This window comes from Acidovorax sp. GW835-FHT14B10 (genome assembly GCF_058793725.1).
Window position 1 is genome coordinate 1 of the sequence record NZ_JBXAGC010000028.1, and the last position, 19,315, is coordinate 19,315.

The 19,315-nt window shown below is 60.0% G+C and carries 18 protein-coding genes and 1 tRNA gene; 8 read left to right on the top strand and 11 right to left on the bottom strand.

The features are described from left to right. Positions 1-241 precede the first annotated feature (241 nt). The 3 genes from pssA to AC1Q5S_RS18005 all read left to right on the top strand — a co-directional run bounded on the left by pssA (position 242) and on the right by AC1Q5S_RS18005 (position 4,006). A complete protein-coding gene (gene pssA, locus AC1Q5S_RS17995; protein ID WP_303836365.1) occupies positions 242-1,075 on the top strand; it encodes a CDP-diacylglycerol--serine O-phosphatidyltransferase in 834 nt (277 codons plus the stop codon). 207 nt (positions 1,076-1,282) lie between these two features. Next, complete coding sequence (locus AC1Q5S_RS18000; protein ID WP_303836363.1) at positions 1,283-2,821, top strand: 2-isopropylmalate synthase; 1,539 nt, start codon at positions 1,283-1,285, stop codon at positions 2,819-2,821. 114 nt (positions 2,822-2,935) lie between these two features. Further along, positions 2,936-4,006: a serine hydrolase gene (locus AC1Q5S_RS18005; protein ID WP_492239143.1), complete on the top strand. Its 1,071-nt coding sequence runs from the start codon at positions 2,936-2,938 to the stop codon at positions 4,004-4,006. A gap of 36 nt (positions 4,007-4,042) precedes the next feature. On the opposite strand, the gene AC1Q5S_RS18010 is transcribed toward AC1Q5S_RS18005, so the two are convergent. From AC1Q5S_RS18010 to AC1Q5S_RS18060, 11 genes are all read right to left on the bottom strand, one after another. Further along, a complete protein-coding gene (locus AC1Q5S_RS18010) occupies positions 4,043-4,852 on the bottom strand; it encodes an IclR family transcriptional regulator (protein ID WP_303836395.1) in 810 nt (269 codons plus the stop codon). A gap of 29 nt (positions 4,853-4,881) precedes the next feature. After that, on the bottom strand, positions 4,882-5,667 hold the full coding sequence (locus AC1Q5S_RS18015; RefSeq protein ID WP_303836360.1) for an arginyltransferase: 786 nt from the start codon (positions 5,665-5,667) through the stop codon (positions 4,882-4,884). 17 nt (positions 5,668-5,684) lie between these two features. Then, complete coding sequence (gene aat, locus AC1Q5S_RS18020; protein ID WP_303836359.1) at positions 5,685-6,419, bottom strand: leucyl/phenylalanyl-tRNA--protein transferase; 735 nt, start codon at positions 6,417-6,419, stop codon at positions 5,685-5,687. A gap of 90 nt (positions 6,420-6,509) precedes the next feature. Next, entirely contained in the window at positions 6,510-7,898 is a 1,389-nt protein-coding gene (locus AC1Q5S_RS18025) for a protein kinase (protein WP_492239144.1), read from the bottom strand. Positions 7,899-8,062: 164 nt separating this feature from the next. Next, a tRNA-Asn gene (locus AC1Q5S_RS18030) sits at positions 8,063-8,138 on the bottom strand. A gap of 154 nt (positions 8,139-8,292) precedes the next feature. Then, positions 8,293-9,186 carry a lambda-exonuclease family protein gene (locus tag AC1Q5S_RS18035; RefSeq protein WP_492239145.1) on the bottom strand — a complete coding sequence of 298 codons (894 nt, stop codon included), beginning with the start codon at positions 9,184-9,186 and terminating at the stop codon, positions 8,293-8,295. Between the two features lie 115 nt (positions 9,187-9,301). Continuing rightward, complete coding sequence (locus AC1Q5S_RS18040) at positions 9,302-9,964, bottom strand: Sak single strand annealing protein (protein ID WP_492239146.1); 663 nt, start codon at positions 9,962-9,964, stop codon at positions 9,302-9,304. A gap of 103 nt (positions 9,965-10,067) precedes the next feature. After that, the gene (gene radC, locus AC1Q5S_RS18045; RefSeq protein ID WP_492239147.1) at positions 10,068-10,547 is read right to left on the bottom strand and encodes a RadC family protein; all 480 of its coding nucleotides are present in this window, start codon (positions 10,545-10,547) and stop codon (positions 10,068-10,070) included. After that, entirely contained in the window at positions 10,544-11,506 is a 963-nt protein-coding gene (locus AC1Q5S_RS18050; protein WP_492239148.1) for an ArdC family protein, read from the bottom strand. Before AC1Q5S_RS18050 ends, radC begins: the two co-directional genes overlap by 4 nt. 82 nt (positions 11,507-11,588) lie before the next feature. Further along, complete coding sequence (locus AC1Q5S_RS18055; protein WP_492239149.1) at positions 11,589-12,062, bottom strand: hypothetical protein; 474 nt, start codon at positions 12,060-12,062, stop codon at positions 11,589-11,591. A gap of 2 nt (positions 12,063-12,064) precedes the next feature. Continuing rightward, a complete protein-coding gene (locus tag AC1Q5S_RS18060; RefSeq protein ID WP_492239150.1) occupies positions 12,065-12,340 on the bottom strand; it encodes a hypothetical protein in 276 nt (91 codons plus the stop codon). A gap of 902 nt (positions 12,341-13,242) precedes the next feature. Between AC1Q5S_RS18060 and AC1Q5S_RS18065 the strand changes: the two genes are divergently transcribed. From AC1Q5S_RS18065 to AC1Q5S_RS18085, 5 genes are all read left to right on the top strand, one after another. Beyond that, entirely contained in the window at positions 13,243-14,268 is a 1,026-nt protein-coding gene (locus AC1Q5S_RS18065; RefSeq protein WP_492239151.1) for a hypothetical protein, read from the top strand. Positions 14,269-14,451: 183 nt separating this feature from the next. Further along, positions 14,452-14,868, top strand: a complete 417-nt coding sequence (locus AC1Q5S_RS18070) for a very short patch repair endonuclease (protein ID WP_492239152.1) — start codon at positions 14,452-14,454, stop codon at positions 14,866-14,868. Between the two features lie 104 nt (positions 14,869-14,972). Beyond that, entirely contained in the window at positions 14,973-15,185 is a 213-nt protein-coding gene (locus AC1Q5S_RS18075; protein WP_492239153.1) for a hypothetical protein, read from the top strand. A 17-nt stretch (positions 15,186-15,202) separates the two neighbouring features. Beyond that, entirely contained in the window at positions 15,203-16,342 is a 1,140-nt protein-coding gene (locus AC1Q5S_RS18080) for a DNA cytosine methyltransferase (protein WP_492239154.1), read from the top strand. A 49-nt stretch (positions 16,343-16,391) separates the two neighbouring features. Then, positions 16,392-19,202, top strand: a complete 2,811-nt coding sequence (locus tag AC1Q5S_RS18085; protein WP_492239155.1) for a hypothetical protein — start codon at positions 16,392-16,394, stop codon at positions 19,200-19,202. Positions 19,203-19,315 lie beyond the last annotated feature (113 nt).

The following is a 19,315-nucleotide window of genomic DNA, read 5'->3' on the forward strand; positions in this document are numbered from 1 at the left end:
CGAAAAAGGGAGCATGAAGAACATGCTCCCTTTTTACCTGCCCGGGGCAAGCTGCCGTCTTAACTGACTGGCATTGCACTTCGGTGGCCTTTTTTGTGGGCGGACACGGTGTTGGCTGGCGCTACACTGCTGCCTTCGCCCGGCACCCGTGCGGCGTTCTGCCAGCGCAGCGGGTGAAAATCAAACGCTATAAATTTGAGAGCTTCTTGTGCCTGGTAGGCAAGGGCTGGAGGTCTATTTGATGCATGATGGCAATGAATCCACCGAGAATACCGGTGTGATGGTGCGCAAGCGGCGCAAGGGCATTTACATTCTGCCCAATCTGTTCACACTGGCGGCATTGTTCGGTGGTTTCTATTCCATCGTGATGGCCATGAACGGGCGTTTCGACATGGCGGCCGTGGGGGTGTTCTGCGCCATGGTGCTGGACAGCCTGGACGGCCGTGTGGCCCGCATGACCAACACCCAGAGCGCTTTCGGCGAACAGATGGATTCGCTGTCCGACATGGTGTCGTTTGGCGCGGCGCCTGCCCTGATTGCTTACGAGTGGTCGCTCCGGGAGCTGGGCCGCTGGGGCTGGATTGCCGCGTTCGTCTATTGCGCCTGCGCTGCGCTGCGCCTGGCGCGCTTCAACGTCAACACCAGCGTGGTGGACAAGCGTTATTTCCAGGGGTTGCCATCGCCCGCCGCCGCGGCGCTGGTGGCGGGCTTCATCTGGTTGCTGACCGAGCTGGGGGTGCACCGCGACCAGGATTCGTGGCTTACATGGTCACAGGTGAGCTGGGTCATGTTTGCCTTCACGCTGTATGCGGGCCTCACCATGGTGACCAATGTGCCGTTCTACAGCTTCAAGGACGTGCAGATGAAAAAGAGCGTGCCTTTCGCCGTCATCGTGCTGATTGCCCTGGGCATTGCCGTTATCAACATCCATCCGCCTATTGTCCTGTTTGGCGTGTTCGTGTTGTATGGCTTGAGTGGCTATGCCGTGTATGCGTGGCGCAAAGCCAAGGGTCAGCACAGCAGTGTGATCAGCATATCGACCGATGAGCCCGATGAGAGGGGGCTGCACAAGTGATGGCAGCGGGATGCAGAAAACTGTGCTACATTGATCCGCATGAACACGTTTGCACTGGCCCTACTGCTACCTCCCCACGGGCGGAGACGGTAGGCGCACGCGCACACTTTTTCCACAAAGGCCCGTATGCACCCGCAACGGGCCTTTTGTTTTGGGCGCCAGAATTTCGACGTTGCGGGCAACCCCACCAGTACCAGGAGAGACCAAATGGCTGACAAACTCATTATTTTTGACACCACCTTGCGCGATGGCGAGCAATCGCCCGGCGCCTCGATGACCAAGGACGAGAAGCTGCGCATTGCCCGCCAACTCGAACGCCTGAAGGTGGACGTGATCGAAGCCGGTTTCGCAGCCAGTTCCAACGGGGACTTCGAGGCGGTGCAGGCGATAGCCAACGCGATCAAGGATTCGACCATCTGCTCGCTGTCGCGCGCGAATGATCGCGACATCGCGCGCGCCGCCGAGGCCCTGCAGGGCGCGGCCAGTGCACGTATCCACACCTTTATCGCGACGTCTGCGCTGCACATGGAGAAAAAGCTGCGCATGACACCCGAGCAGGTGCTGGAGCAGGCCAAGCAGTCGGTGCGCTTTGCCCGCAACCTGGTGGGGGATATCGAGTTCAGTCCCGAGGATGGTTATCGCAGCGACCCGGATTTCCTGTGCCGCGTGATCGAAGCCGTCATTGCCGAAGGTGCCACCACGATCAATGTGCCTGACACCGTGGGCTATGCCGTGCCCGAGCTGTACGGCAACTTCATCAAGAGCCTGCGTGAACGGGTGCCCAACAGCGACAAGGCCATCTGGTCGGTGCACTGCCACAATGATTTGGGCATGGCGGTGGCCAATTCGCTGGCTGGAGTGAAGATCGGCGGCGCACGACAGGTGGAGTGCACTATCAATGGTCTGGGCGAGCGCGCAGGCAACTGCTCGCTCGAAGAAGTGGTCATGGCAGTCAAGACGCGCCGCGACTACTACGGGCTGGACGTGGGAATCGACACCAAGCACATCGTGGCGGCCAGTCGCATGGTGAGCCAGACCACGGGCTTTGTGGTGCAGCCCAACAAGGCCGTGGTGGGGGCCAATGCCTTTGCCCACGCCAGCGGTATCCACCAGGACGGTGTTCTGAAGGCCCGTGACACCTATGAAATCATGCGGGCGGAAGATGTGGGCTGGAGCGCCAACAAGATCGTTCTGGGCAAGTTGAGTGGACGCAATGCCTTCAAGCAGCGCTTGCAGGAATTGGGTGTGCAGCTCGAAAGCGAAACCGACGTCAACAACGCCTTCGCCAAGTTCAAGGAGCTGGCCGACCGCAAGAGCGAGATCTTTGACGAAGATATCCTGGCGCTGGTGAGTGATGAAAGCGTGACCAGCGAGAAGGAGCAATTTGGGTTTGTTTCGCTCGCGCAGCACAGCGAGACCGGCGAGCGGCCGCAGGCTTCGATTGTGTTCACGGTGGATGGCAAGGAGGTACGCGGGCAATCCGACGGTAACGGCCCCGTGGATGCGTCGCTGAAGGCCATCGAGTCGCATGTCCAGAGTGGTGCTGAAATGGTTCTGTATTCGGTGAATGCCATCAGCGGTTCGACCGAGAGCCAGGGGGAGGTCACGGTGCGCTTGCAAAACAGCGGTCGGGTGGTGAACGGCGTGGGGGCGGATCCCGATATCGTGGTTGCGTCAGCCAAAGCCTATCTGAGTGCGTTGAACAAATTGCAAAGTAAATCCGACCGTGTTGCGGCGCAGGGTTGAGATGTGAATCTGTAATTCACTCACTTTATTGAAAAGTCGTGCAACGTATTGATCTTGCGCGACTTTTTTCAATTCTGTACACTGCCCACACTTATTACCGTTTGGAGCATTCTGATGCACCATCGCCGCCCCACCGCAGTGAATCGTCTCTTTCAAATTTTTGGCCTGTTTGTTGTCAGCGTTGCGCTGCTTTCTCCCTCCGCCCAGGCGAGCGAACGGAAGAAACCGGTCGCCAAGAAGCACCAAGCCCAGTCCGTCAGCGCCAAGCGTGCCGCGGTGCCGCGCAAGTCTGCCAGCGCGGGCAAGGCGGTGCGTGCCACGGCGCGCACCGCAAAGGCCCCTGCGCGGGTTGTCTATGAACCGGCCAAGCCGACTTTTGGTCAGATGGCTGGACTTCACCAAGTTGCCGATCCCCTCGATCTCAAGTCCAGTGTGGCATTCGTGATTGATCAGGACACGAACGAGGTTCTGGTCAGCAAGAACGACCATGCGGTGCTCCCCATCGCATCGCTGACCAAGTTGATGACGGGTCTTATCATCACCCAGGCCGGTTTGCCCATGGACGAACCCCTGACCATTACCCAGGATGATGTGGATACGGAAAAAGGGAGTCGTTCGCGCCTGAGCGTAGGCACCACCTTGACCCGTGGCGAGATGCTGCATCTGGCGCTGATGTCCAGTGAAAACCGCGCCGCGCACGCACTGGGGCGCACCTACCCTGGCGGACTCGATGTTTTTGTGGCACTGATGAACAGCAAGGCGCGCTCGATTGGCATGACCGACACGAAATATGTCGAACCCACCGGACTGTCTAGCCGCAACCAGTCGAGTGCCCGCGATCTGGCCCGACTGGTGAACGTGGCCCACGGGGATCCGGTCATGCGGGAGTTTTCCACCTCTCCCGGTTACGAGGTCGCAGTGGGGCAAAAGACACTGCAGTACAACAATACCAATGGACTGGTGAAGAATCCGGAATGGACGATCGGGTTGCAGAAGACCGGGTATATCTCGGAAGCGGGCCGGTGCCTGGTGATGCAGACCCACATTGCAGGGCGCAAGCTCATCATGGTTTTTCTCGACTCGGCAGGCAAGTTCAGCCGGCTCGGAGATGCCCAGCGTGTGCGCCATTGGGTGGAGTCCTTGCCGGCGCTGGGTGCCAAACTGCAGGCCGCCCGTGCGGGCTGACCTGCTCCCGTATTGCGCAAACTTTCCGATCCTGGTTCAGGATTCGGGGTTCGCGCGGGTTGTGTCTTGGGTGGAGAGGTAGCCCAGAGCCAGGGAGATTTCGTGGGCGGTGGCCTGAAGCTTGGGCAGCCAGCCTTCATCAAGGCGATCGGCCGGGGCCGATATGGACAGGCCCGCCACCAGCTTGCCCTGATCGTCAAAGACGCCTGCCGCCATGCAGCGCACACCAAGCTCCAGCTCTTCATTGTCACGGGCGATGCCGTACTGGCGTGCCTTGGCCAGCTCACGTTCCAGTGCCTGAAGCTGGGTGATGCTGTTGCGTGTGTGTCCGGCCAGTCCGGTGCGCGTGGCATATGCGCGCACGCGTTGCGGATCGTCGAGTGCCAGAAACAGCTTGCCAGTGGATGTGAGGTGCAGAGGAGCCCGCCCGCCGATGGCGCGCACCACCTGCATGCCAGATCGCTCGCTATAGGCGCGCTCGACATAGACAATTTCATCGCCCTGGCGCATGCTCAGATTCACCGGCTGCTGAATGAGCTTGTGCAGATGGCGCATCGGGCCAAGTGCCGCGTCGCGCACGCTCAGGCGTGCCTTGACGAGATTGCCCAGCTCCAGCAGTCTCATGCCCAGCCGGTAACTGCCTGATTCGGGCCGGTCAACGAACCGGCCGATCGTCAGGTCGTTCAGGATGCGATGGGCCGTCGAGGGATGCAGGCCCGTTTTTTCGCTGATTTCCTTGAGCGAAATGGCTTCTTCGCGTGATGCCAGTACATCCATCAGCGTGAACATGCGTTCCAGCACCTGAACGCTGGGTTTCACGGGGATGCCTGGATCTTTTTTCTTCATGGGGTGGAATGTGGGGAGGGTTTGCGATTTTATCTTGTGAAATTTGAAGTAGACCGTGGAGCACCACCTGCATGCCGATCTGTGGGGCGGATCCACTGGTCTGCTTCCAGAATCTCGTGGGGAATGAACCGGGCTTTGTAGTTCATCTTGGCGCTCTGCTGGATCCAGTAGCCCAGGTACACATGGGGCAAACCCAGGGAGCGAGCCTGCGCAATCTGCCACATCACGTTGTAGGTGCCATAGCTGCAATGTGGGTCCGGCGCATAAAAGGTGTACACGGCCGAGAGACCGTCGTCCAGCATATCGAGGATGGACACCATCTTCAGCTGGCCCACTTCGCCCGATGCATCGACTTCGCGAAACTCCACGAGGCGGGTGTTCACCTGGCTTTGCAGCAGAAACTGCGTGTATTGGTCAATGCTGTCGTGGTCCATGCCCCCTCCGGGATGGCGGGCATTCTGATACTGCCGATACAGGTGGTAGTGCTCAGGAACGAAACACAGCCTCAGCACCCGTGCCTGCAGGTGCCCGTGGCGTGCAGCAGCTCTGCGCTGGCTGCGATCGGGCTTGAAATCGTGGACCTTGATGCGCAGGGGTACGCACGCCTGGCAGCCGTCGCAATAAGGGCGGTAAGTGAACATGCCGCTGCGCCGGAACCCCTGGGCCACCAAGTTCGAATAGACATCGCCTTGAATCAGATGGCTGGGGGTGGCGACTTGGGATCGCGCCTGCCGTTCGGGCAGATAACTGCACTGGTAGGGTGCCGTTGCGTAAAACTGCAGCGTTTGCGGCGGTAGGTCGTTGAGTTGCGTCATGCCGTGGGTACCGCTGATTACAACAGCGCGTTCCAGTATACGGGCTCAAAGTTCCATGCAATCGGGGGTTGGGTGGTCTGTTTCTGAACGTGTTGCATGAATTCAGCGCGTGGCATTTCACGTGCGCCGAGTGATGCCAGATGCGCGGTGTTTTGTTGGCAGTCAATCAGTTCAACGCCGTTGCGAAGACACATGCAAACCAGTGCAGCCAGTGCGATCTTGGAGGCATCGGTAGTGCGGGCAAACATGGATTCGCCAAAGATGGCACCGCCGATCGCCACACAATATAGACCCCCTGCCAACTTTCCATCCACCCACGTCTCGACGCTGTGGGCCGTTCCATGGGCATGCAGCGCTTCATAGGCAACCACCATCTCGGGGACGATCCAGGTGCCGTTCTGACCGTCCCGCGGGGTGCTGGAACATGCCCGGATGACCTGGCCAAAGGCCGAGTCGATGCGGATTTCACAGGCTGCGCTGGCGCGAAATCTCTGCAGGGTTTTTCGCAAGGACCGATGCAGCCGGAAATCGGCCACTTTCAGAACCATGCGGGGGTCGGGCGCCCACCAGAGAATGGGCTGGCCTATGCCGAACCAGGGAAAGGTGCCCTGAGCGTAGGCCGCGTGCAAATGGGCCACATCAAGGGCTCCTCCTGCTGCCAGCAGGCCCGGGGCGGGGCTGGTCTTTCCCCAGGCGGCGCAGGGATCGGGCAAAGGGTCCTCTGGTTCCAGCCAGGGCAGTTGAGGGGGCATGTTGCGAGGCTTCAGGACAGCGTTCGATTGTGTGGCAAAGACCAGCCATGTGTGATGGGCGCACATGCATTCTCGCCGCCAGCACCGTGCTCAATCGGGCGGCATCCAAATGGCCAAATCCGTTGCAGCTGGCGTGGGCCGCTGGTTGGTGCATGAACCCACAAGTTCACCGAGCCCTTGTTCTATCTCTTCCAGCAAGGGTCTGCATTCTGGAGTGCTTGAAAGGCAGCGGACTTTCCATTGGGTGAGTGTTGACAGTTCCTCCGATGATCCGGTTGAACCGTCGTATCGTTCAATCAACTCTTCCAGAAGACAGCCAAACGCGCGCACTTCGAGTTGTTGCAGTCCCTTGGCAAGCGGCTCGGTGGTGGGTGAATAAAAAGAAGCGGCCCCAAAATCACCCAGCAGTGCGTGGCCTTGATCGTCGTACAGAATGTTGTGGGCGTAGAGATCACCGTGCAGGATGCCCCGCTGGTGAAGATGGCGTGCCGCAGAGGCAATGTCGAATGCGATGCGAGCGATGGCTGCCATGTCGAAGCGCACTTGCGGTGCATACACGTCCCGCGTGCAGGACTCCAGGTCGGGTGGGCCCGCCAGATTGCGAAACCTGGCGCCGATCAGTGACATCACCAGACCATTGGCGCCGGTTGGATGGTGCGCAATTTGTCCCAGCACAGGGATCAGGCAAGGGTGCGTTCCCGCTGCAATGCAAGCGTTCATTTCGGATCGGGGCAGGCCGTCGCTGGTGACATCGCCTTTGAACAGCTTCACGGCGACTTGTCGCATTTGTCCACTATCAAAGTGCTCGGCCCGATGAATGACGCCCGAAGCGCCTTCTCCCAGTGGGTGCTGGATTTGCAATTGATTCCAGGGCATTGGGGGGATGTGCGTGGCAACCTGCGCAGCACCCTCCAGGGTGGCGCAAAACGGATTGCCGGCATACGCCAGCCACGACAGCCGGGGCATGGCCATCAGCCACGCGGGTAGTTCGTGCAGCTGGTTCGCAGCAATGCGCAGCAGCTCCAGGCGAGTGCAGCGCGCCAGCTCGGTGGGCAGGGTTGTCAACTGATTCCCGGAAAGCATCAACTTCTGCAGCTGGGTGCGGTGACCGAGCTCTGCAGGTAATTCCTCGATGCGGTTATCCGTCAGGATCAGCCAGCGCAGCTGGGGGGGAAACGCCTTCGCAGGCAGCGTGCGGATTTGATTGGTCTTGAAGCCCACCATGCTCAACTGGGGGCATTGACCCAATACCTCGGGCAATTCGGCGAACTGGTTGTTCGAGCAGAACAGGACGCGCAGCTTGTTCAATCGCATCAGATCGTTCGGCAAAGACGTCAAGGCATTGCCGGACAAATCCAGAATTTCCAGCGTGTCTGCCAGATCAAAGAGCTCCTGTGGAAATGCCGTCAAACCGCAGGCCAGTTGGATGTGGCGCGCACCCCGGAGGTTGTCGGAGCGCAGTTGATCCAGTGTGTTCATGGCAGGCATTGGGGTCAAGGAAGGGTAATGTGCCTCAAAAATACAAGGGGGTTCAGCTGCGCAAGAGGGGTGGAGATACCGCGCGCGGTCCGTACCGCCTTTTGCGAGTGCGGTACTCCAAAGCAAAAAGGCCACCCAGAAGGGTAGCCTTTGGCTGCCAATATTGGCTCCTCGACCTGGGCTCGAACCAGGGACCTACGGATTAACAGTCCGGCGCTCTACCGACTGAGCTATCGAGGAATATGCTGTTCAACAAGCGTTGAAGCCGGGATTGTATAGGAATTTTGCTCCTGTTTTTACCAGCCTATTTTTTGCGATTGATGGTGGATTGTGGTGGTTTTTCGCTGGTTAGTGTCCCACCAGTGTCCCACGGGACACTGGTGGAGATCGGTTTTTAGGCGACAGTTACCCGCAGCTCCTCCCTTGGCTTGCCTCGGTATGCATCAAGATCCACGCCCTTGAGTTGCGGCACCTTCTTGTAGTCCACGTTCCCAGCTTTCCAGAAGCGCGTCACGGACACGCCAGCACCTTGCTCGCGTGGATGCTGCGCCAGCGCCACGAGGGCCAGCCTGGCAGCATCCAGCGTCTCGGCCGCGCTGTCGGCCTGGCGCTTGGCCTGTGCAAACACGCTGGCAGCCCGCGCCCAGGCATCGTCGCTGCGCTGCACGGTGTCGCCATCGGATAGCGGCGGCGGAGTGTCGGCGTCCAGGTATTGCTGGAAGCCATCCCAGCCTGCGCGGATGCGCTCCATGGCGGCAGCATCGCGCTCAATCGCATGCAGGATGCCCTTGCTGCCATCAAACACCCACAAGTGGGCCAGATCGGCGCCAGACACCATGAGCTGGTGCTGCACCTGGATGCCGTAATACGCAGGCACCTGCCCGGACTGAACGTCCTGCCAGAGATCTGAGCGCGTGCCGCGCAGCGGGCACTTGATCTCCAGCACCAGATCGCCTTCGAGCGTCATGCCGTCCAGGCTCGCGCTGTAGCCCTCGGCCTCCAGCACCAGCGGCTGCATGACCAGCCCGGTCTGGTTCTCGTAGGCTGCACGCGCCAGCGGTTCCAGGTCAGTGCCGCGTTGCATGGCATGGGTGACCCTAGTCTCCGTACGCCCGGTCTTGACCATCCACAGCTGGTAGGGCGTCATCCAGGGGCTCAGCCCCAGGACTGCTGCCGACTCCGAGGCATTGCGCCGGGACTGCCGGTAGGCATGCCACTCGGGGCTGCCCTGGGCGAGATGGATGATGGTGGCCTGTGGGGCCAGGGTCTGGTGGACGGTCGTGTTCATGTGAATCTCCTTGTCGTGAAACAAAAAAAGGCCCTGCCGTTGATGCCGACAGGGCCTGGATGGGGTTGAGAAAGATTGGCGCCAGCATCGGTGCAGACGCTGTAGAGCAGGGCGCTCAAGCCGCTTGCCGGCGCTTCTCCAGGCTGCGGATGACCCGCAGAAAGTCATTGGCCGGGATGTCCCCGAGTTCGGCCACGCCGAAGTACGACAGCACCCGATCGAGTGACACGCCGACCTCGATGGCCAGCTTGTGGATCTGGGCCTGCTGGGTCTTGTTGATGCGCTCGCGGCCATCGTTGCGCCGCACCGGCGCTCGGTTGCTGGCCAGGCTGGGGCGCTCAGGCGGTTGGTGCACCGGATCGTTGGCGGCATCCGACGTCACAGGTTGCGGGAGGTCTTCACCGGCGTAGATATAGAGCCCCAGACCGTGCAATGCAATCGCCTTGACCAGGCAGCGCTGCAGGCTGGTGTTGATGTCAAAGGCCGAAGGCGCCAGCAGCGGACGGTTACGGCCATCGAGCACCGGGTGGATCTGGCTCAGCGTCACGCCATGGACCGTGACGGCCACCTCGACGAACACACCCGCCTCGGTGACCAGGTAGGGCAGGCCATCGAACCGGCGCACCTCCCAGGTGGCACTGGCATCGGCCAGGCGCAACTGGGCTACGGCATAGGGCCAACTCAGGTAACTGAACCCGCCTTTCTTCTCGACATGCTCATTGACGTTGATCGCGTTCAGGCGTGCGAAGTAGTTGTCGGAATCGTTGATGTTGGACATGGTGAAACTCCAGGGTTGAGAAACAGAAAAGCCCGGTGAGCAGAGGCTCAACCGGGCTTGGACGGGATGGGAAGGATGGATGAAAGGACGGGCCTGGCAGTCGCTAAAGCAGCCCACGATCCGCGAAGCTGACGATGCCGCCCCGCGTGACGATGAAGTGGTCCAGCACGCGCACGTCCACCAGCGCCAGCGCAGACTTCAGGGTCTGCGTCAGCGCCTGGTCGGCACGCGATGGCTCGGCTACGCCACTGGGGTGGTTGTGGCACAGGATCACGCTGGCGGCGTTGCGCGCCAGGGCCTCGACCAACACCTCACGGGGGTAGACCGAGGTCTGGGTCAGCGTGCCCCGGAACATCTCCAGAGTCACGATGACCCGGTTCTGCGCATCCAGGAACACGACGGCAAACACCTCGTGCGGCCGGTCAGCCAGCAGAAGGCGCAGATAGTCGCGCACCGCATCGGGGGACGCCAGGGCATCGGCTTCGCGGGCCTCGCACTCCAGAAGCTCCAGGGCTTGCTGAACCACCTGAGCCCGGGTGTAGAGGGCGGGCCCGGTCGTCGGCATGGTGATGGGCGTGCTCATGCTGTCACCTCCATGCCTTCGGTGGTCTGAACGTTGCCCAGCTCCGGGACCAGAAAATCCACTGCCTTCTGTGCCAGGGACGCGGCGCTGAACACCAGACGCTTGTCGTTGCGCAGCGCCTCCAGCCAGGAGGCGATGTAGCTGGCATGGTGCAGCTGCCCTTGCAGGCCGCAGTGGCTGGACAGGAAGGCGGACCCCATCTCGGCCACCAGCTCCTCGAAGGCATAGGCCTCGATGTGCTGGCGGTTCGCCAGGGTCCGGGCGCAGCGGCTCGGATGCCCGGTCCAGTGCGTCAGCTCGTGCAGGGCCGTGCCGTAATAGCGATCGAAATTCACAAAGAACTCGACCGGAGGCATCTGGATCAGGTCCAGGCTGGGGCTGTAGAAGGCCCGGCTGCCGCCATGCTGGATCACGGCACCCGAGCGTGCCAGTAGCGCCTCGGCCGTCGCGTAGGCGTCACCCTCGGGTTGAGGCGCTTGCGGCCAAGTCAGGTGGGCAGGTAAACCCTCCACCTGGGCTTCGTTGAACACCGTGAATGAGCGCAGCAGCGGAATGACCTTGCGCGACGGCTCATCGTTGGCCGCCTGAAAGCGACGACCAGCGAGGCTATCAGGGGCACCCCCCGCAACATCGTCACGCTCGAGCAGCTTGAAGAACACGATGCGCGTACCGGACTCACCCCGGCGGACATGGGCGCCCAGGCTGTGTGCTTGCTGAAACGTCAGCCAGCGGTTGGTGGGATAGCCACCTGCGATCTGGCGCAGGTTGAGCAGCAGGACATTGATGCCCCGATAGCGACGACTGGTGGTCAGGTTCGCTGGCATCAGGCTGCCATGCTCCAGGTCCCAGGGGCAGGCCCAGGGCGTTGTGCCGGCTTCGAGCGCGGCAATGATCTGGTTCGTCACCTCGGCATAGAGATCGACGGTGGTGGCAGACGTGGAACGGGTGAGCTTGGTCATGATGGACTCCAGAATTGAAAAAGCCCCGGTGGTTGACCACACGGGGCTGGGGTTGAAGGCAGAAAGCAACTGGTGCGTTACATCACGCAGTGCCCTGGCGCGGACGCAGCGCGGTGAAGGCAGAAAACAGGCAGCGTGTAAGCCCCGAAGCCACCTGATCGGTGGCACCTCGGGCCACAACCGCCAGGCCTGACAAGGCATTGACGGCGCCATCGAGCTTGCGGTCTGACAGCGCCAACTGCACAGCAGGGTGAACCAGGTACTGGCTCAGCGTCAGCGCCAGCAAAGTGCCAACCAGCCACAGCAGAAAGCTGAGGAACAGGCCGAGCGCAGCCGCCTCGATGACCCAGGCACAGGCGGTGGCCAGGGCCACGCCCACGGCGATGTCACCGCAGAGCGCGGCGACGGTACGAATGACAGTGTTGCGACGTGAAGACATGGGAAACCTCGACAAAGGGTTGAACAGGGGAAGCAGCGAGATGCGAAACCGCAGGGTGTTCCACAGGCTCGGTTGGCGATAGCGCCAGAAGTGGCGCGCACGGCGACGGCGGGCCATGGTCAGACGTCCAGGCGGACGTAGCCAGGGTGGTAGTGATGGCCTTCGATGTAGCCGAAGGCCTTCTTGGCAAGGGACGTGCCCACGCTGGTCAGCAGCCCCGCGAACGTGGCTGCCATGACGCCAGAGAAGGTGCCCCAGTGGATAGCCAGGGTCAGCAGCGTCACGGCCACATCAATGGCCATGTCGTGGCGCAGCAGCCGCAGCATGGTGCGGCGCTTGAGCTTGATGAAGATGAAGACCAGGCCGAGGAAGATGGCCAGACCGGTTTCGAACATGAGGTACTCCTTGAAGCGTTGATGAAATGCCCCGGCAGCCGACAAGCTGAAAGGACAAGTGCAGACGCACGACACAGGCCCGGATGTAGGAAGGGCCTGCAAAGTGGTCACACAGCGCTTGCCAACCCGGCGGCTTGGCCGCCGGGGGATTCAAGGGGACGGAAATGAAAAAAGGAGTCCCTCGCCGCAGGGGCAAAGAGACTCCTTATGGGGTGCGCGAAGCGAAAACCGAAGTGGGGTGGTCGATGTGTCGACCCGGGAGAGAGGGTCCACGCGGACGTTTACGAGGGTGCGATTGCAGTGTTCAAAATTTTTTCAAAAAATTTTTGTACTGAACGATCCGTCTTGAACGGAACAGCATGTTCAGATTGTGTTGACCCACGCAGCATGCTCTGACAGAGTGGGAGCAAACCCCGAGGGCATGGAACATGTCAGACAGTTCAAATTCCCGCACGCGCAAAGCCACCGACGGGGTCAAGCGCGGAGCGGAGGTCACTGCCAACGGCATCTATCAGGCCACTGACTTTGTGGTCCGCAACGATGGCCGGATCGCAGACGGAGCCCAGGCAGCCACAGTTGCGGTCGGGTCAGGCCTCGATAAGGCGGGCGGAGTTCTGGCATCAGCCAGTCAACAGGCGAGCCAGGCGCTGCTTGGCAATGCCAACCGCGCCGCTGAACGAGTGCGCGAGGCCATCACCGGATCGGGATCGGCTGGCACAGCGCGCAAGGCTGCGGGCGCTCTGGGGTGGTTCGCCACCAAGGCGCTGGCGAACGCCGCTGGCTTGGCAGCTGGTGCCGCCGCTGCGGGTAGCAAAGCTGTCGCTGCCACCGGGCGACTGGCAGAAAGGTCTGCCCCAGCGGTCGGTGGCACAGCCGGTGGGCTGGTGCGAGGCGCTGCCAGCATGGCTTCGAACACCGTGGATTCGCTTGCGCTGCCGACCTCTCGCATCGAAGCAATGCGTGAGCAATTGCGCACGCTCGGCCAGAGGGAGATGGAGCGATCAGCGCAGCGCATGCAGGCCATCGAATCGGCACAGAAGCGCCGGCGCAAAGATGAACTTCTGGACCTGCTGGTCGTGGGAGGTGTCACGTTATCGCAGGCACTTCGCGACCCCGCCAGCGTGCAAGAGCACGTGCAGCAGGCCTTCGCGCTGGCGTACCCGGATCTGGCCAAGTCTGAGACCTTCTCGGATGCTGTGGAGCGCATGTCCAGCGACGAGCTGGTGGGCCTGGTGTCTGGCGTCAAGGGAAAGCTCTTCGAGCTGGAGCTGGTGGACCACCTCAACAGTGGTGGTCTGCCCGATGGCTACCACGCGGAAATTGCAGAGTCGGCAACCCAGCCGGGCTGGGATATCCGGGTGCTTGACGAGCACGGCCAGGTCAGCGAGCTGCTGCAGGCCAAAGCCACGGAGTCGACCCACTACGTGCAGGAAGCCCTGCAGCGTTACCCCGATATTGACGTCACGACGACCACTGAGGTGCATGCCCAGCTCACGGCCCTTGGCCTGGCCGAAAACGTTCACAACAGCGGCATCAGCGAGGCAGCGCTACAGGCCAAAGTGGAAGCGACAGCGGCCCACAGCGATGCGGCCTTTGATGCGAGCGATCTGGTGCCTTCCAGCATCGGCCTGGCCGTGATTGCTTTGTCGGTCTTCATGAAGAAGGACGCATCGCTGCGCGAGAAAGGCGAACACTTTGGCCAACGTTCAGCCAAGGCGGGTGTCTCTGCGGGGGTGGGCAAGGCTGCCCTGGTCGCCACGCAGACCTGGTGGATTGCTCTTCTTGGTGGTGTGGCCACGAGTTGGCTGGCCGGCCGGGGGCAGGGGAAGCGAGAGCAGTATGAGTCGCTCAGGAAGGCCTTGGAGGTTATGCAGGAGCGGCAAAGGGAATGGCCTACGATTACGCTGCAGCTGGGGTACAACTCCTAGGCAGAGATGGCAATGCTGGGAATTGGTGACTGTACGGATAATGCTGAGCCAGGATCTGCCTGGCCTGTTTGAGGCTGTCGAAGTGAAGTGGCTCGTGCGCTCGTAGACCTCCCAGAGAGAATTTGTTTCGATTTCTTTTTCATTCAATTAAGTGAAGCGGCTTCAAAGTCCGAGGCGAATCACATGGAGGCTGCCATTGACACGCTAACGCCCGATCAGCGCTCGCGGCTCATGAGCCGTATTCGAAGCCGTGACACCACGCCGGAACTCGTGGTGAGGTCGATGCTGCACCGCATGGGCTATCGCTTCCGGCTCCACCGGAAAGACCTTCCCGGCAAGCCAGACGTGGTCCTCCCGAAGCACCGAAAGGCCATATTGGTTCATGGATGCTTCTGGCACGGACACGGCTGCAAACTTGGCCCTGTACCCAAGTCGAACCAGGGCTACTGGTCACCCAAGATCGCCGGAAACCGTGCGCGCGACACCCGGAATGCAAGCGCCCTAGCTAAGCTCGGATGGAAGGTGCTGGAGCTATGGGAATGCGAGATCCGCGACTTGGAACGGACCGAAAAACGAATCGAAGCATTCATGTTGGCATAGTAAATATTGGGCAAAAAACTTCCACTGTGTTACCTGATCGGCTGTAAGTGTTCACCACATTGGTGTAGTATGGTGAAAGTCCTCATCATCTGTGGGATATGGTTATGCGGGTTCAGTCAAAACGCAATGAAACGGGCGGACCAGAACGCACGGTCCGCGCTTCCATCAGCTTTCCGGAGCGCCAATACCAGTTTATGGAAAAAATCGCTGAAGAAAATAAGGTTTCATTGGCGTGGGTGGTACGTGATGCGATCGACAGCTACATGAAATCCAAGTGGCCGCTTCTTCCCCAGGGTGCTGATGCCAAAGACGCATAACAAGAGAAGCAGTAGCAGTGAGAAAGATTTTTGAAAAGAATGATGAGAAGATCCGCGTGCTGTCCCTGTTCTCGGGGTGTGGCGGCATGGATTTCGGAGTTGAAGAGGCCGGCGGACACGTCGTTTTTGCAAATGATTTGCTGCCAGATGCCTGCAAAACGCTGACAAAGTATTTTCCGGATGCTGATATACGTAATAAAGATATTGCCGGCATCCTGGCGTTCCCAGACGCAGATGTTGTAGTGGGCGGTTATCCGTGCCAATCATTTTCGATGGCTGGATCTCGAGATCCGAAAAAAGACGAACGCACCAACCTTTACAAGCAGTTCCTTCGAGTCGTCAATATCGTCCGCCCGAAGTACTTTGTCGCTGAAAACGTTTCTGGTCTCAAGCAGCTCAGCAACGGAGCATTCTTGAAAGAACAGCTCGACGCATTCGGCAAGGCTGGCTACACCGTCAGCTACCAAGTCCTCAATGCGAAAGACTACGGGGTGCCGCAGTCGCGCAAGCGTTTGTTCATCGTAGGTGTGCGGAAGGATTTGAACCAAAGCTTTGAATTCCCGGCGGCTACCCATGGCAAAGGCACCAAAGCTTCCGGTCCACTCAAGCCGTACGCATCTCACGGCGAGGCTATCAAGGACTTGCCGCTATGGCCAGAAGGTGAGTTTTACGAGCGCCCGCATGACCCCGATGTCGGGTTCTCTTGGTACTACATGTCAAGGAACCGGAAGGCAAAGTGGGATGACCCAGCGTTTACTGTCGTTGCGAACTGGCGCCACATCACGCTGCACCCCGCCAGTCCTGTAATGACGCTGACTTGGTCAAACTTGGCGGATGGATGGAAGCAGCGCTGGGACTTCTCCGGCCAGTATGAGCACCTGGAGGCCAATATTGAGCGCCAAAAGCTCGACAAGGCAAGGCGGTTGTCTTGGCAGGAGTGCGCGCGGATACAAACCTTCGGTGCGAAATTCTTGCCTGTAGGCGACGTCGCATCGAAATTTACCCAAATAGGAAACGCGGTGCCGCCTAAGTTGGCGAAGGCAATTTTTTCCCACCTGTTTACTGGCGCGGGACTGGTTGATGCGACGCCGATCAGTACAACAAAGCTAACAAAAAAAATGCCTGACATGGCGCATGCGTTGGAGCTCTGTAGTTAGCCGCAGCGGCCGTCATAGTACAGAGCTGTAGCGCAACAGTAGACTCCACATGCCACCCGTTTCGCTTTCCGAATGGAACACAGCTCTGGTCGCCGCATTGTTCCTCAGGCCAGACCAGGCAGGCACAACTCTCAGCCGGATTGACGCAACCGGGCGCGTACTAGAGCAGCTTTCCGGGGGGCAGGACCGCACAGCCGCAAAGCGAAACTTCCTCAGGGCTTTCGGGAGCGACGCGCAAACGATTAAGGACCAGTTCACGCTGTCGCCCCGGATAGAGGTTCTAACGAAGCGTGATGGCATTCCACCCAATTTTGCAGCGCTGTACCTATCGCTGCTTGCCGCAAGCGCAGACGACGACACGTTTCAAGTTGGCAGATTCAGGACGCGGTTTGCAGCGCTGCTCGGTATCGACGAATTGGAGAGCTTTCACTTCGCCGATCTGCCGGCACTGTGGACGCAGTTCGCTTCATGGAGCAAGAGGCGGGCTGCATCATCAGGCGACTGCGCTGTGCTGGTTCTGCCGGACCCTCAGCACGAAACGCGCATTGGTCACGCGAAGCGCTTGGCCTTTCCCTCGTACAAGGACGAGATCCATTTGCGCACCGCGCTTGCCGACTCCGCCGTTGACAGCCGCTATCCATTCCAGGCTGTTAGCCGTGCAGCGCACGAGCGGCTCGGAAAGTTTAGCCAAACTTTCAAGGACGAACTCAGCGGATTTCGATCGCTTGTTGCCGCACAGCGCATGCAGGAGGCCTATGACAGCCCGTTCTGGGGCGCGGTGAGGGACATAACCCGCGAAGAAGAGGAGAGGGAACTCTCGCAGTTCGGCCGCATATGCGTGCAGGTGGATATTACGGATATCCAGTTTCCAGCAATTTCCGTCCTCACTGATAAGCAAGCAGCGCTTGCTATTGGCAAGGGGCGAGTAGTTAGGCTACCGCGCGCTCGTGGGCCATACGTCGCCACGTGGTCGGAGTCCAACTTGAAAACTTCGATTTCCGCTTTGCAGGCGCTGATGGAAACGGACAAAGGGTTTGCAAGAACGAGGCTAGGGGGGGCACTGAAGGCTGGGTGTTTGCCGTTCTTTTTGGATTCTCTTGGCAGCATGAGTTCTGACGGCCGCTATTTCGATGGCGGGCCTTGCTGCGTACTTATGCGTACCAGCGCGGCGCAGCGCATCAAGTTACTGGCGAGCCATGCAGGGGTGCCGTGCATTCAGATCGGTACGGAGGAGACCGGAGGGCTTTGGTGCTTCCTGTCCTTCGCGGGGCTTAGCAGGGCGTTCGTGGAGCGGCTTTCGCTTGAGGTACCTGCAGGCGCGCGCAAATTGTTCGTCCAAGGCTGGGTGCCACCTGTACCGCGGATTGCCGGAGCAGCGAGATATGGTCAGGCCGTTCTTTTGACGCCAGCTAGCAACCCGTATGTCCGCTTGGAAGGCGCGGTCGCCGGAACATACACCGTACTCAGCGCTTCCGGGGAGCAGTTGGTCGCTGGGGCGCTTTGTGCAAGCGACGAAGGCTTCTACATCCCTCCATCCCAGCTCGTGGGGGTGGAGGGGCAAGCTCTGTGCCGCTTATCGCTTCAAACAGAAGGGGCGGAAGCGAGCCATTTCCTTGATGTGCCGGTTGTCGATATGGCGCCGGGCGCGCCGCTTGACTTCCCAGAAAGCCGGGCGGAATGGCTGATAGACGGGCGTTGTGGCGTGCGCGAATCAGTGACCGCATCATTCTCGCCTGCACATGGGGCCCGAGCAACCAAAGACGGCGGTCCTGCCCACTTGGGCAGGCCGCAGCAACTATTCGGTCCCGGCACCATCCATGCTTTGCCTTGCGACCGCGTAAGTGTGGACGTCATTCACCCTGCACTCGATTGGCTTTCAGAAGCGTTGTCCCTTCGATTCCAGACTCGGGGAACGCTGCAGTTTGATGAACTTAAGGCTCACCTACGCATGGCAGCGGAAGCGGCGGGGATCGACATCTGGAGGTTGCGCCGCGTCCTAATTGCGGGCGGCTGGCTGCAGCCGATCGAGAGTCCATTGTCACCTCACGGAGCGGTCGCAGCTGGTTTGCGGACGATCTCGTGGGTGCGGCGCGGACACCGGATCATTGCCAGAATTCGCGGGATGCTTAGCAAGCAGGAATGGTCAGCTTTGGCTGATGGGTCATCAGATGGTGACAGCACCCTGCGAATTGCCGATGTCGGGATGCCGCTGTCAATCGGCTGCGTCGAGCTTGATCTCGGAAGCGAAGAAAGGGCGCTTGCGATCACTTCTATGCTGCATTTGCGAAGACTCTCCCAGCGAGAGACTGCGGCAGATGTCCTTGCAGGTTTGTCGCCGTCCAGAACCGATGCAGTCGAGGCAGTGGCGCCGGTATTCGGCGATTCGGTGTCGCAGTGGGACTCTGGCGCCTTCCAATGGATTCCAGAGAAAGTTCCGCGCGAACTCTTGCCAGTGGGATCAGTGCTGCGGTCAGAGGGGCGACAGCGGCATATTTACTACGTTCGTTTGGATGCCGGATACAGGCGCACTGATAGCTTTTGTTGGGCGTTACTTATAAGTGCAGCATCGTCTGCGGCAGGCCTGGGAGTCGTTTCCACACGCGGAGACGTGGATTGGAACGGCTCTCTGCTGAGCCTGCCGAATCCAGTTAGCAGCTGGTGGATGCATTTCGGTGGCGGCGTGGTTGGAGTCGCCAGCAATGGAAGCTTCGCTTTTCGAGGCGGAGATGGCTTGCGGATTTGGCACGGTGTCCATGTTGGAGGATTTGCGCCGCCAGAGCAGCACGAGAATAGGGCGGGCGAACGGAGAGCTCTGGCTCTCAGTCTCCTGAAAGGCAAGCGAGTGCGGGAGCGGAGCTAGGCATTCCTCGCGCACTGAAAAAATAACCACGCAGAAGCAAGAACAGGGGACTGGGATGCGAAACGAAGTGGATTCGGCCAAAAGCAGGTTGAGCTTGATGTACGCGCTAGGAA